This is a genomic window from Acaryochloris sp. IP29b_bin.137 (assembly GCF_028285745.1).
Classification (GTDB): Bacteria; Cyanobacteriota; Cyanobacteriia; order Thermosynechococcales; family Thermosynechococcaceae; genus Acaryochloris.
In genome coordinates this window covers 1-13,233 of the sequence record NZ_JANQOP010000307.1, presented here as the reverse complement: position 1 = coordinate 13,233, position 13,233 = coordinate 1, and the positions used below count along the sequence as shown (strand labels likewise).

The 13,233-nt window shown below is 48.7% G+C and carries 13 protein-coding genes; 7 read left to right on the top strand and 6 right to left on the bottom strand.

All coding sequences use genetic code 11. The annotated features are described in order from the left end of the window. Positions 1-246: 246 nt before the first annotated feature. Together Q0991_RS21395 and Q0991_RS21390 are read left to right on the top strand one after the other, a co-directional pair. Positions 247-531, top strand: coding sequence for a hypothetical protein (locus Q0991_RS21395; protein ID WP_299492383.1), 285 nt, complete (start codon positions 247-249; stop codon positions 529-531). Between the two features lie 185 nt (positions 532-716). Further along, complete coding sequence (locus tag Q0991_RS21390; protein WP_299492382.1) at positions 717-1,919, top strand: S41 family peptidase; 1,203 nt, start codon at positions 717-719, stop codon at positions 1,917-1,919. A 138-nt stretch (positions 1,920-2,057) separates the two neighbouring features. Here the strand turns inward: Q0991_RS21390 and Q0991_RS21385 are convergent, their stop codons facing one another. Both Q0991_RS21385 and glpD read right to left on the bottom strand, forming a co-directional pair. After that, on the bottom strand, positions 2,058-2,990 hold the full coding sequence (locus Q0991_RS21385; protein WP_299492380.1) for an NAD(P)H-dependent glycerol-3-phosphate dehydrogenase: 933 nt from the start codon (positions 2,988-2,990) through the stop codon (positions 2,058-2,060). 5 nt (positions 2,991-2,995) lie between these two features. Further along, positions 2,996-4,666: a glycerol-3-phosphate dehydrogenase gene (gene glpD, locus Q0991_RS21380; RefSeq protein ID WP_299492378.1), complete on the bottom strand. Its 1,671-nt coding sequence runs from the start codon at positions 4,664-4,666 to the stop codon at positions 2,996-2,998. A gap of 262 nt (positions 4,667-4,928) precedes the next feature. Here glpD and Q0991_RS21375 point away from each other — a divergent pair, with 262 nt between their 5' ends. Next, complete coding sequence (locus Q0991_RS21375) at positions 4,929-5,510, top strand: thioredoxin family protein (protein ID WP_299492376.1); 582 nt, start codon at positions 4,929-4,931, stop codon at positions 5,508-5,510. Here Q0991_RS21375 and Q0991_RS21370 read toward each other — a convergent pair. After that, positions 5,470-6,063 (bottom strand): hypothetical protein, encoded by a 594-nt coding sequence (locus Q0991_RS21370; RefSeq protein ID WP_299492374.1) that lies wholly within the window; start codon positions 6,061-6,063, stop codon positions 5,470-5,472. The two genes, Q0991_RS21375 and Q0991_RS21370, sit on opposite strands and share 41 nt — an antisense overlap. A 253-nt stretch (positions 6,064-6,316) precedes the next feature. Next, positions 6,317-6,850, bottom strand: coding sequence for a hypothetical protein (locus Q0991_RS21365; RefSeq protein ID WP_299492372.1), 534 nt, complete (start codon positions 6,848-6,850; stop codon positions 6,317-6,319). A gap of 240 nt (positions 6,851-7,090) precedes the next feature. Here Q0991_RS21365 and Q0991_RS21360 point away from each other — a divergent pair, with 240 nt between their 5' ends. The 4 genes from Q0991_RS21360 to Q0991_RS21345 all read left to right on the top strand — a co-directional run bounded on the left by Q0991_RS21360 (position 7,091) and on the right by Q0991_RS21345 (position 11,277). Continuing rightward, positions 7,091-8,614 (top strand): AAA family ATPase, encoded by a 1,524-nt coding sequence (locus Q0991_RS21360; RefSeq protein WP_299492370.1) that lies wholly within the window; start codon positions 7,091-7,093, stop codon positions 8,612-8,614. Positions 8,615-8,704: 90 nt separating this feature from the next. Next, positions 8,705-9,145 carry an SH3 domain-containing protein gene (locus tag Q0991_RS21355; protein ID WP_299492368.1) on the top strand — a complete coding sequence of 147 codons (441 nt, stop codon included), beginning with the start codon at positions 8,705-8,707 and terminating at the stop codon, positions 9,143-9,145. An 8-nt stretch (positions 9,146-9,153) separates the two neighbouring features. Beyond that, positions 9,154-10,350, top strand: coding sequence for a 5-(carboxyamino)imidazole ribonucleotide synthase (locus Q0991_RS21350; RefSeq protein ID WP_299492366.1), 1,197 nt, complete (start codon positions 9,154-9,156; stop codon positions 10,348-10,350). Between the two features lie 15 nt (positions 10,351-10,365). Further along, complete coding sequence (locus Q0991_RS21345) at positions 10,366-11,277, top strand: cation diffusion facilitator family transporter (protein ID WP_299492364.1); 912 nt, start codon at positions 10,366-10,368, stop codon at positions 11,275-11,277. 1 nt (position 11,278) lies between these two features. Here the strand turns inward: Q0991_RS21345 and Q0991_RS21340 are convergent, their stop codons facing one another. Both Q0991_RS21340 and Q0991_RS21335 read right to left on the bottom strand, forming a co-directional pair. Beyond that, entirely contained in the window at positions 11,279-11,869 is a 591-nt protein-coding gene (locus tag Q0991_RS21340) for a hypothetical protein (RefSeq protein WP_299492362.1), read from the bottom strand. A 130-nt stretch (positions 11,870-11,999) separates the two neighbouring features. Next, entirely contained in the window at positions 12,000-12,731 is a 732-nt protein-coding gene (locus tag Q0991_RS21335) for a Bax inhibitor-1 family protein (protein WP_299492360.1), read from the bottom strand. Positions 12,732-13,233: the final 502 nt, after the last annotated feature.

Genomic DNA, 13,233 nt, shown 5'->3' with positions numbered 1-13,233 from the left:
TCAGAGCTTAGAGTTGGGGAGAATCTTCGATTTTTATCCATTTTGGACAATCTGGATCGCTGAAACCGCCTCCCAGCAAAGATCGATTCATGCAACAACGCCACCCAGTAGACCAAAAGGAGTGGTTTCGAATCGGACGATCAACCCCCAAAGACGGTACCAAGATTGCCATTGCTTAAACTCGCTACACTGGGGGCAGAGGTCAGTTCAATGAAAGTATTTTGCCTCAGTTCACTCAGTATATTTTTGGCGTCTCCTCTTATCCTTGGAGTATCATCTCTACTACTTGCCCAACCCCTCAGTTATCCTCACCAATTGCGCCAGCAATATCTTCTCCAACAAAGGTTGCGACAAAAAAATCTTCAGCAACCATTAAAGTTCCATCGCCAACTTCGTTTATATCAGCATCGACAAATTGACGAATTCTTAAATCAACGGCGGCAGCAATTGAGGCAGCAACTCAAACAAAGACAGCAACATCGAGATATTGAGCGTAAGCGGTTCTTACAACAGCGGCCAATCGAACGATAGTGAGGAACTCCCAATCTGGGATATTCCACGACTTTAAATCCGTCTTATACAAGGTTGGCGATCAACAGCAGTCTTGGTAACGCAGCCCATTCCAGGTTAGACACATCACTATGAAGACTGGTTTCGGAAGACTTAAACATTGTAGAAGCCATTTTCTAAGCTGCTTGATTGCAACTGGGATTGCATTGTGGCTGGCACAGGGTTCATTGCCTTTTGTCTCTTCTAAACAGCCAACCTTGCTGGATGCGGTTTGGAGCACCGTCAATGAAAACTTTTACGATCCAAAATTCAATGGCTTAGATTGGTCAGCTTTGAAATCGCAATATCAGCCTCAGGTGGTCAAGGCATCGTCTCAGGCAGGAAAAGCTGAGGTGATCAACGAAATGCTGGATCAGTTGCAGACCTCTCATACTCACCTTTTTACTACGGATGAACCCGCTTATTACCAGCTATTAGGCATTTTCTATCCCCGCATTAAGGAACTTCGCACTCAGCTCCAATCGACTTTTTCCGAGGGAAAGATTCAGTACGAAGGCATTGGTATTGTTACTCAGTCTATTCAAGGCAAAACCTTTATTAAAACCATCTTTGAAGGCAGTCCAGCCGTCCAGGCAGGTCTCCAAGTCGGAGACCAGATCTTGAATGTAGCAGGCCAACCTTTTCAGGCCATTCAGTCGTTTAAGGGCAAAGCGAATCAACCTATCAAGGTGCGGATTCAAAGAACTGAAGACGCTAGCGACCAACGAACCATTACGGTAACGCCGAAACGCTTCGATTGTGCCCAGATGTTTGTAGAAGCCATCGCCAATAGTGTGCAGGTGATTAAAACGGGCGGTAAACGAATTGGCTATATCCATGTTTGGTCCTTTGCTGGAGACCCGCATCAGCAAGTGCTAGAAGATGAAGTGATTTATGGCCGTTTGAAGAATGCTGATGCCCTTGTCCTTGATTTAAGGGATGGTTGGGGGGGTGATCCGATGACGGCACTTCATCTGTTCACGGCTAGAGGCCCCAGTTTGACCAGTATTAGGAGAAATGGGGCCAAATCCACCTACCAGGGGCAGTGGAATAAGCCTGTCGTGATGCTCGTGAATGAAGGCAGCCGCAGTGCCAAGGAAATTCTGGCCTATGGCTTTCAGCAATATGACATTGGCCCCGTTGTTGGAAGTCCCACGGCGGGAGCAGTGGTGGCCGGACGCCCCTTTCTCATGCCAGATCAAAGTTTGCTATATGTTGCGGTGAGTGATGTGTATATCGATAAAACGGTTCGCTTAGAAGGGGTCGGCGTGATACCAGATGTTGTCGTGCCCTCACCTATCCCCTATGCCCAGGGACAAGATCCACAGAAAGAACGTGCGATCGCAATCGCCAGATCGGCGGTCAAATAATCACCGTAATGCTCCAGAGAGCGGGATCGAGCATTATGTTAATGTCGGATTTAAAAGCCGATGATATGAGTAGTTGAGAACGCTCCACCCTTGTTTTTCCGGGGTCAAGCTATCCTACCTGGTTCTGGTTGTAAAACCCTAACGCAAATCGCACGCTTCAGGCTTTAATTCTCTATCCATCAGGTTTTCTAGGGCCTGTTGAGGACTGATACGCCCTTGCAATAATCTGTGTACCTGCCGAGCAATAGGAATAGGAATCCCCTCCCGATTAGCAAGGTCAACCAATACATGCGTGGTGTTTACGCCTTCTGCTGTGCCTTGGAGGTGGGCTAAAATCTCGGGCAGAGCATTGCCTTGCGCGAGTTGATAGCCCACTTGATAGTTGCGGCTGAGGGGACTGGTACAGGTTGCGAGTAAATCACCCAAGCCAGACAACCCAAAAAAGGTTTCTGCTTGGCCTCCGAGATGGGTGCCAACTCGAATCATCTCCGGTAAGGCGCGGGTAATAAGGGCTGCGCGGGCATTGGTGCCTAACTTGAGCCCCTCGCAAACGCCAACAGCGATCGCAATTACGTTTTTAAGGGTGCCCCCCAACTCTGTACCAATCTGGTCTGGGTTTGTATAAACCCGAAAACAGTCAGATGCAAAAAGCTGTTGCACCGTTTCTACAGCAGCTTGATTAGGACTAGCAACCACCGTTGCCGCAGGTAATCCCTGCTCAATTTCCTTCGATAAATTGGGGCCAGAAAGGACGACAACTGGATGGGTGGGAAACGTGGTCTGCCAAATTTGGGAAGGGGTGCGCAGGGTATCAGGGTCTAAGCCTTTCGTGGCACTGACGATGATAGCCGCACGAGGAAGCTCAAGCTGCTGGAGTTGGGCAGCCATAGCAGGGATGCCCTTCATGGAGATGGCAACGACAATCACCTGAGCTTGGGCAAGGCTCTCGGCCAGCGTTAACGGTCCCCGGCGAGACCAAACCGTCACGGGATGGTGATTGGCTTGGGCTAGGGTCTTTAAGGCTGCCCCCCAAGCCCCAGCACCTAGAATCGTGATGGCTGTTTTGGGCATGGAGTTTAAGGAATGGGGGCTGCAGTTTGAGCGATCTCAAAATCAGGCAGACTATTGTTTTCTATGTAGTGATGATAGTTCTGAACTTGGCGATCGCAGTCGGCATCGCTCCAGTGGCAATATTGCTTCAAAATCGCGGTAACCGCAGGCAGCACATCAAAGCCATAATTCGTTTGCATCACTAAAATCGTTCGTCGGACACAAATATCGACTAAGGTGTGAGCCTGCTCGGATTGGACCGCGTAGACCACTTGTGCCTTAATATCGAGCAGTGAAGGCATAATCGGTTCTGCTAGCTCCGGGGTTTGATCAACTAACGCCAGCACCTTAACGGCATAACTGCCATAGCTGGAAAACAGGTGAAAGACTACTTCTCGGCTAACAAGGGACTGGTATTTGCTGATCATAGTTTCGATGACGGTATCGTTGAGCGCGATCGCACCGGGCAATAGCGCTTGCTTCGTACCACAGGGAACCTGGGCACGACCTTGCTTCTTCAATACCGCATCCACCATTTCTTCACTCACCTGGCGATAGGTGGTCAGTTTACCGCCAATCAAAGAAATCAAATTTTGAATGCCGTCTTTGCCATGGTCATAGAGGACATGGCTGCGGGTAATGCTGCTCGTCTTTTTCCCTTCGCTATAGGGTAACGGTCGGACCCCTGCGTAGGTAAAGCGAATATCAGCCCGAGAAAGCTGGGCACAGGGAATAACCCGATTGGTTTCATTCAGTAAATAATCAATTTCATCGTCATCGGCTTTCACCCGATCCAAATCACCTCCATACCGAATATCCGTGGTCCCAATAAGATATTGATTGGCCCAGGGCAGAATGAAAAAGGGACGATTATCGACTTCAGCTTCTACGTAAAGCGCTGCATCGGGGGCCCCTGGGAACGGATCCACAATGATATGGCTGCCTTTGGTACCACCGATTTTTCGCTCTGGCCTCAGCGTTGGAACCTGGATCCCCTGTAAGACCTGGTCAACCCAAGGGCCTGCCGTATTAATAACCACAGTCTGGGGGGAGAGTTGCACCGTATGGGTCGTCTCAGAAATCAAGTCTTCAACGGTGATGGCGGTCACTCTGTCCCCCTCAACCTGAAGTCGAGACGCCTTAACATAGTTCAGGGCTGTCGCCCCCTTGGCCTGGGCAGATAGGATCAACTCCAAACAAAGCCGTTCAGCATGGACGATTTGGGCATCAAAATATTGTGCCGCTCCTTTCAGCCCGGCGGGGTTCAAGTACCGAAACAATCGCAAGCATTTTTGCAGAGGCAGAATCCGATGATTAGGGAGGGATTTATCCCAACTGAGCAGATCATAGAGCAGCATCCCCGCTTGAATTTCCCAAAAATGTCGCGAACCGCTGGCATAAACAGGAATCGACATTTGTAAAGGCTGGACTAAATGAGGTGCCACCCGCAATAACACTTCCCGCTCCCGCAAGGACTCTCGCACGAGATTGAACTCGAAATATTCCAGGTAACGCAAGCCGCCATGGATCAGCCTGCTGGACCAGCCCGTTGTCCCTCCCCCAAAGTCATCTTTATCGATCAGGAGAGTTTTGAGTCCTCGAAGTGCGGCATCTCGGGCAACGCCCGCGCCGTTACTTCCTCCCCCAATCACAATGAGGTCAAAGGCCGTGTTTTCAATCGTTTGCCAATTTCTCATGTGTCAGCACATCGTGTTGTGATTTGTTTTAGAGCCCAGGCTGCTATGGCACTGCCAACAAGATGACATAGATCTCTGTTTTAAGGGCTTTTCTTCACTTCTTCCACCAATTCTGCTGTCTTGGGCAGGAGAATCAGACGGTTGACCCGCTTTATGAGTCATGAACCCCTAAGATACAGGAGGTTAAGAAACCCGACCTGGTGAACTCAGCTTGACCACGGCAGAATAAAGTAAGTGCGCTAGTTGCTTAAGGGGAGACATTATGGTGTTAACCGCTTCTACCATGCTGGACTTGGGGACACCTGCTCCCGATTTTCAGCTCCCGGATGTGGTCAGTGGACAAACAATTTCCTTAGAGACCTTTGCCCACGCCAAGGCCCTATTGGTGATGTTTATTTGCCAGCATTGCCCCTTTGTCAAACATGTCCAATCCGAACTGGCTCAACTTGGCCAGGATTATTCATCTGCCGGAGTGGGAATCGTGGCAATTAGCTCTAATGATGTTCAGAGTCACCCTTTAGACGATCCAGAACATTTGCTGGCCATGGCAACGAGTTTAGGATTTAACTTTCCCGTCTGTTTTGATGAGACTCAAGCAGTGGCAAAACAATATACGGCAGCCTGCACGCCCGATTTCTTTGTTTTTGACGTTGACCGTACACTCGTCTACCGGGGGCAGCTCGACGATAGCCGTCCCAGCAATAACCGGATGGTTACTGGGCGTGATTTACGGGCGGCTTTAGATGCGATCTTGTCCAATCAACCGATCCCTTCAGACCAAAAGCCCAGTATGGGCTGCAATATTAAATGGAAACCGGGGCAGGAACCCGCCTACTTTGGATAGCGTGATTCGGCTCAGGTGATGCGATTTTAATCGAGCGAATTCTAGCTGCCATCACTTCTTTGTCGGTTGCCCCTTTGCAGTCTGCTTGGAATTTAGATACCAAGGTTGAAGACGGAATTTTCTGGCTCAAAACAGAAATAAACTGTCGAGGTTCGAGGTTGACTGACGCTAAGTCCGACAAGGTCTGCTCAATCACCAGTTCAGCAATCGGACCGATACAATCTGCCAATTCCTGCTGACATTTCTCGATAAATTGCGGAGACAGGGTTTGCTTTTGATCGGGTAGGGATTGAGGTTGGGGAGAAAAGTCAGGGACTGCAGGTTGAGGGACTGCCTTGACGTGTTTCCAAATAATCCAATGGGAATCATCTTCCTGGAGCAGACAGGCCTGACCTAAATTGCAGCAAATTTGGCAATATTCAAGGGCGGCATTTTCTAACTTTTTGGAAATTTTGGGTCCAAGACGAAACAGCTGTCCATGAAATAGCAATTGAGTGCTGTTAAGCTTTCGTAGGTCTTGAGCCTGAAGATTTTGAACTTGAATAATTCTCACGGGAATCCTCCTGCCCAGCTGATAGCAAGCTAAGTTCCCCCTCAACCCCTATGGCTACAAGTACCAACCACTACTGCGAGTATAAAGGTTCTAAGGGTCAGTGTAAATTTTTTTCTCAAAAAATCACGTAGTTGCAAAACAAAAATTTCACGTTCATTCTGCCGACAGCCCCCTTGCAAAAACGGTTGTCAATCAGCATTATTATTCTCATTTTTTTGTATTTGCAAGAGAATTCTCGTTAGTCCAAGAAACCCTAGAGGAGTCGCAGCCTAAACGCATGGGCCGCTTTGGGATCGCTAATGTGCTCAGCCAGTGCTTCCACGAATAGCTGAGGCGTAATCTGCCCGGATTGAGCGAAGATTTGTTCAGTGAGAAGATCAGCCATTGGCCCAATGTGAATGGCGAGTTCAGCTCTGCATCGATTAATGAATTCAGGGTCTACTGACTTTGGCAACTTATGGTCTGAAGTCTCTCGAGGCTGAGTAGTGGAGCGGGGATGAGCTGAGTGCGGAGTGGGCTGCTTGGGCCGGGAGTCATTACCTCCTTTAGGCTGAGTAGATTTCTTGGGACGAAACCGACGCCATGTCATGAAGTAGGTGGGAAATTCTATCAGTAAATACTGTTTTCCCTGAACACGAGCCTCTTCACAAAATTCCATCGCAGTTTGTAATAAAGACTTAGTAAATGCGGGACCAGGTTTAAACCACTTGCCCTGAATATTCAAGGCAGAAGATTGATCGTTCAGCAGTCCGCGGGATTCTAAGTCCGTGGATTGGATAATATTCACACATTTCCCCCAGATGTATGATTGATTCACCCTGAGCAATGCCTCTTATTGGGCTAATCGTGACGCATTGCACGATTGATGGTGCGGAGAATCTTTATTGTCAGTTTACCCAGTTAGGAGTGAACGGCAAACGTGATGGATCTGCAATCCTCCTCAACAGCCAGGTAAAATTAGCTATCGCAGGATAGGATATGCACTGAATCCCGCTATTTTAAAATTCACCGTTGAATGGCTATTCCCATGAGTTTTAACCATGAGTTTGAGTTATTGCTGAGAGCTCGATATCCCCTAATCTATATCCCAACACAAGAGGAGGAGCGGATCGAAGCAGTCATCACTCATTCTGGGAAACGTCAGGGCAATCGGGCGGTTTATACTTGGGATTTTGTCGATGGATATCAAGGCAACCCTACGGATGCGGGGTTTGGTCAACGGAATCCCCTGCAAGCGTTAGAGTTGATCGAGCAGTTGCCCGCTTCTGCCCCTGCCATTTTCATTCTCCGAGATTTCAATCGTTTTCTTGAAGATGTGGCAATCTCGCGCAAGCTCCGAAACTTGGCTCGTCTATTAAAGTCCCAGCCCAAGAATATTGTTCTACTTGCCAGCGAGATCGCGATTCCCAGGGAGTTAAGTGAGATTATCCATGTCATTGACTTTCCCTTACCCCATTTAGAGGATATTCGCGCAGAAGTTGAACGGTTATTAACCTCGACTGCTCAGCCCCTAACCGGTAAAGATTTGGATAATTTGGCCCGTTCTTGCCAAGGATTGACCCTGGAGCGGATTCGGCGGGTGTTGTCGCGTGCGATCGCAACCCATGGACAACTGAGTGCTGAAGACGTCGAACTCATTCTGGAGGAAAAAAGACAATCCATTCGCCAAACCCAGATTCTAGATTTTTATCCTGCGCGAGAGAACATTTCCGATATTGGGGGACTAGATAACCTCAAGGATTGGCTGCTGCGGCGAGGCGGTGCATTTTCCGAAAAAGCTCGGCAGTACGGCTTACCCCATCCTCGAGGATTGTTACTCGTGGGGATTCAAGGCACCGGGAAATCCTTAACCGCCAAGGCAATTGCCCACCATTGGCACTTACCGCTACTGCGGTTAGACGTAGGTCGTCTGTTTGCCGGACTGGTGGGAGAGTCAGAATCCCGAACGCGACAGATGATTCAGCTCTCCGAGGCTTTAGCCCCCTGTATTCTCTGGATTGACGAAATTGACAAAGCCTTTGCAGGCATTGATGGTCGTGGAGATTCGGGTACCACGAGTCGAGTCTTTGGAACCTTTATTACTTGGTTAGCAGAGAAGACTTCACCCGTATTTGTGGTTGCGACCGCCAATAATATTCAGGCTCTGCCCCCGGAAATGCTGAGGAAAGGGCGATTTGACGAAATTTTCTTTGTGGGTCTGCCGACCAAGGAAGAGCGAGAAGCAATTTTTTCAGTTCATCTCGCCCGCTTACGCCCCCATAATCTGGATCAGTATGACCTACCGCGTTTGGCCTATGAAACCCCTGACTTTTCGGGGGCAGAACTGGAGCAAAGTATTATCGAAGCGATGCACTTGGGTTTTAGCCAAAATCGAGATTTTACAACGGATGATATCTTGGAAGCCGCTAGTCAAATTATTCCCTTAGCACGAACGGCCCAGGAACAGGTGGAATTCTTGCAAGATTGGGCCGCCTCAGGAAAAGCGAGGCTGGCGTCCAAGCATAGTACACTAAGTTTGCGAATTCAACGCCAGCTTCAGCAGCCCGATTAGAATAGAGCTTGGAAAATTAGTTTTCCTTGGAATATCCGTAAATTAATTTTCCTGTGTTGATTTGGACTCACAGTTCCCCTTAACGCCCATATGAAACCCTCTCAAATCGCTCAAATCATCCTTGGTGTCATCCTGGGCTTGGCAATTGTGGGGGGAACTGTCGTGGGTGCAGGATATTTATATCTGAGTCGATTCTCTCAAATTCCTGAGAAACCTAAGTTTGCGAATGATGCCCAACCAGAGACAAAGCCCGCAAAGCCAAAACCTTATCCCGCCGTCGTCATTTACCCAGATGGCTTATTCCTAAGAAAGGATAAAACGTCGGATGCGGACGTGATTAAGGTCCTGGAATACGAAGAGCCAGTCACCGTGATAGAAGTATCGCCCGATCAAAAATGGCAGAAGATTGAAGCTGATCTGGAGGGAGAGGCGGTTGAAGGTTGGGTTTCCATGGGCAATACGGAACGGGTGCCCGGTGAGGCTGCTCCAGAAGAAGATGAAGCGCCCCTCGAACCTGAATTTTCAGAATAATTTGTCCTATGTCTGATTTTGCGATCGCATCCCCTGACGTGTCAGCTACACCCCAAACGCCGATTCGAAATATTGGCATCCTTGGCGGGGGGCAATTGGCCTGGATGCTGTCGGAGGTGGCTCCATCCTTAGGATTAAACCTATATATTCAAACGCCCAACGTTACCGACTCAGCTCTCCAGCAAATTAAGCATCTGAGAGAAAAAGCTGTCCTAGCGCCGATCGCGGATGCTACAGCGACTGCTCAATTGGCCCAGCATTGCCAGGTGATCACCTTCGAAAATGAATTTGTTGACTTAGAAGCCTTAGAGAAACTGGCCGCAACGGGAGTCTGTTTTCGTCCAAGTTTAGGCAGCTTAGCACCATTACTCGATAAGTATGTTCAACGCACCTTCCTGGCCTCCTTGGGATTACCCGTGCCCGAATTTGCTCCACTGGAGACGCGTGAGTTACCGTCACCATTTGAGTTTCCAGTCGCGATTAAGACCCGACGACACGGGTATGACGGACATGGTACGTTTATTTGTCACATGGTTGAAGACCTAGATCAGTGCTGGCAACAAGCGGAGTCAGATGCTTCCGTCTTGATGGTCGAAGCCTATGTTCCCTTTGAGCGAGAATTAGCGATGATGGCCGCTCGCTCTCCCACCGGAGAAATCTCGTTGTTTCCCGTCGTGGAAACTGTTCAGCGCCATCAAGTTTGTCATTGGACGATGGCTCCCGTTCAATTGTCATCTACCACCCAGAAACAAATTGATCATATTGCGACCCAAATCCTCGAACATCTCGATATTGTCGGCATTGTCGGCATTGAGCTATTCCAAACCGTCGATGACCAAATTTGGGTGAATGAAATTGCCCCCCGCACCCATAATTCAGGTCATCTCACCATTGATGCCTGCGCGACATCCCAATTTGAGCAGCATTTACGCGCCATTAGCGGTCAGCCGTTAGGGCCAACGCATCTCACATCACCGGCAGCAGTGATGGTAAACCTCTTGGGGTTTGAAACGGCCCAAGATGACTATCGACTTAAAAGACAAGCTATCGCTGCACTTCCTCACACTCGCGTCCATTGGTATGGCAAGACAGCAGCTCGCCCCGGTCGCAAGCTAGGACATGCGACAATATTGTTATCCTCTGATGATCCAGCTCTAGCTGTAGAGATGGCCCATAAAGTTGAAGCCCTGTGGTATGGGGACTAAGGTGCAGAGAATACTATGAGTACTCAAGCGGCCCGACGCTATACTCTGCTATCGATTGCCGCTGCTCTAGTGACGATGGGGCTGAAGTTTGGTGCCTATCAGCTTACCTCGTCCGTAGGTTTATTCTCAGACGTAGCAGAATCTAGTGTGAATTTGGTTGCAGCCTTGGCAGCATTCTGGGCGCTAACGGTGGCCGCTCAGCCCCCCGATAAAGAACATACCTTTGGCCATTCCAAAGCTGAATATTTCTCTAGTGGCCTGGAGGGTCTGCTGATCTTGGTTGCAGCCATTGGCATTGGCATCACCGCCCTTCCCCGATTATTCAATCCTCAACCGTTGGCAGCGTTAGAACTGGGTTTAGGCCTGTCTTTAGTTGCCTCTCTTGTTAATGGTGGCGTCGCCTGGATTTTGTTGAAGGCTGGCAAACGGTTACGTTCCATCACCCTCCGGGCTGATGCTCACCACTTATTAACCGATGTGTGGACTTCTATTGGTGTGGTTGCGGGTTTGGTCATTGTCAAGCTGACGGGCTGGTTGATCCTCGATCCGCTCATGGCTTTACTGGTTGCCATGCACATCGCTTGGGTCTCCATTCAGTTATTGCGAGAAACCATGTCTGGGCTAATGGATAGTGCGCTACCAGAAGCTGACCAAGCCATTATTCGAGCCACCCTCACGGCCTACCAAGCTCAGGGTATTCAGTTCCATGCCTTGCGGACTCGCGTTGCGGGTGCACGCAATTTTGTGTCATTTCACGTTCTGGTGCCAGGCAATTGGACTGTCCAAAAAGGCCATGAATTGTGCGATACCTTAGAACAATCCATCATGACTGCTTTGCCCGGCACCCATGTGATTACCCATCTAGAACCCTTAGAAGATCCTGTTTCCTGGGCAGATGCGGAGCTGGATCGTTCTCACAGTCCTTAATTCAAATACACGGCTGATTGGTCCACGCTTCAGGTCCTCGTCCCGGCCAACAAAGCTGTTGTCGCCCGACCCAAACGAGTTGCCATTGCGCTTCGCCATCCGTCAATCCCTGGGGCTCAAATTCTAGGCGGTACCGGATACCTTGCACAGAATCATCTCCTAAACCTATTTGAGATAGCATTACCGCAGCGGATTGCCCTTTCTTAGTAGAGACAGAGGTTCGCTTTTGGGCGTTGCCTTCTGCTGCTGGTAAATCTATCAAGGACAACGCAATGGCCTTCGGATCAGCCCCATGCAAAGGTTTATGGGTAGGGAATGTATCGAGGGCAATGGTCGTATAGCGGTTGCGATCGCCCTCGGTAGCGATAGGGTCAGGCCTTGCAACTCCGGGCCAATCGTCCTGCTCAGCAGACGGGCCATAGTTGTCACACCAAGCCTGTTTGGCAGGACTCCAAACCTCACGGGTACGACAGTTATAGGGCGGCCTAGCGATGGTAGAAGGCGCAGGGTTAGGGTTAGCTTGGGGTATACCTACCATCCCCCCCATACCTAAGCTCAGTCCAATCATCGTTAGGATTGTCCGACCAATCATTACTGTCCTCGTGCTTAAAGTCACCAAATGGTGTTTCTGCTATTTCACTAGACTCTGTTCAGGATTTAAAAGTTTCAAGGGGTTGGATGATCATCCAACCCCTTGAAAGAAACATTAACGGTCAGACGGGCTAATCACGACTGTTGACGGCGATCAAGAACCGAAGAATGAAAATAAATAGATTGACGTAGGTCAAATACATGGACAAAGCCGCAGAGAGATATTGTTCATCCTCATAGGTTCTGGGTAGAACAAAGAAATCAACAACGGCTGACCCAACAAATAACAAGACGCCAATGCCTGAAATGCCAATCTCCATCCAGCTAGGGGTAATAATACCAAACCACATACAGATGACTTGGGCAAACATTACGACGAGTAACGCAATCAATCCGAGCTGGAATGTTTTAGTAAGGGCGAACCCATCTTCATCAGATAAATTCGCACCGATAGGACGAGCGGCAATAAAGGTAATTCCACAACTTAAAGCAGCAATAGCTAACCCCGTCTCGCCAACTCCAGGTGTTTTCAAAGCAAGCTCCACCAAAAAAGACAAGGTGTAGCCACTCACTAAACTGAAGGTTGCCAATAGCGGGAGGGCAACATCGTTATTGCCTTTTAATGCAGCTCTTTGCGAAATAAAGGCAAGGACAAAGAATAGAATCATGGCTGGCAGACTAGTGGCCCTGTAAGTCTGAAGACCAAAGTCAGAAATGACTTCCAGACCGCCCCATGCTCCGACAGCGGTTAAGACTAATCCCCCACCTAGGAATGGGAGAGCATTTTGAATGACATTAGGGCCAACGAGAGCGTTTTGTCTGGCCTCTCGAATGGCATCACGAAAATTACTTGTATTACTCACGAACTTCCTCTTTTAAACAAACACTCTTATAGGTCTGCTACTGATTATTTTGCCTTATCTCCTCAGAGAGTAGGGAGCAGCGACGGGGTGGGTATCCGTAATCACCACCCATAAAGTTACCTATCCCGAAAGCGAAAGACATCAGAAATCTGGGTATGCTTTTGGAAAGCCAATGGCTAGAGCTTTTGATGGGTAAGCAATCCCTAAAAAGTATATTTACCGAGAGATTCATGCAAAAGCAATGATTTCTCTGTGTTTTTACGGATAAGCCCCAAAATATTACCATTTGTAAACTCTATGCTCGCAGATCTACTTACGTGAATATACGGAAACGTCTTCCAATTTTTTTTATAAAGTCCCGTATTTTAACGATGGTATTCCAAGCCTAGTATCTTGATAATGTTTTCCAGGTACAGGACATCAGGACGATTAAACTATGGCTTATCAAACTTCCTTACAGTCCCAAACAATGGAGATGCTGGTTGCTTATCGCCAAAAACCC

Bases quoted from the DNA above. Each gene is read 5' to 3' on its own strand.
- Q0991_RS21385 (WP_299492380.1), bottom strand. From the start codon at position 2,990: ATGCCCAAAACAGCCATCACGATTCTAGGTGCTGGGGCTTGGGGGGCA.
- glpD (WP_299492378.1), bottom strand. From the start codon at position 4,666: ATGAGAAATTGGCAAACGATTGAAAACACGGCCTTTGACCTCATTGTG.
- Q0991_RS21375 (WP_299492376.1), top strand. From the start codon at position 4,929: ATGGTGTTAACCGCTTCTACCATGCTGGACTTGGGGACACCTGCTCCC.
- Q0991_RS21360 (WP_299492370.1), top strand. From the start codon at position 7,091: ATGAGTTTTAACCATGAGTTTGAGTTATTGCTGAGAGCTCGATATCCC.
- Q0991_RS21355 (WP_299492368.1), top strand. From the start codon at position 8,705: ATGAAACCCTCTCAAATCGCTCAAATCATCCTTGGTGTCATCCTGGGC.
- Q0991_RS21350 (WP_299492366.1), top strand. From the start codon at position 9,154: ATGTCTGATTTTGCGATCGCATCCCCTGACGTGTCAGCTACACCCCAA.
- Q0991_RS21345 (WP_299492364.1), top strand. From the start codon at position 10,366: ATGAGTACTCAAGCGGCCCGACGCTATACTCTGCTATCGATTGCCGCT.
- Q0991_RS21340 (WP_299492362.1), bottom strand. From the start codon at position 11,869: ATGATTGGTCGGACAATCCTAACGATGATTGGACTGAGCTTAGGTATG.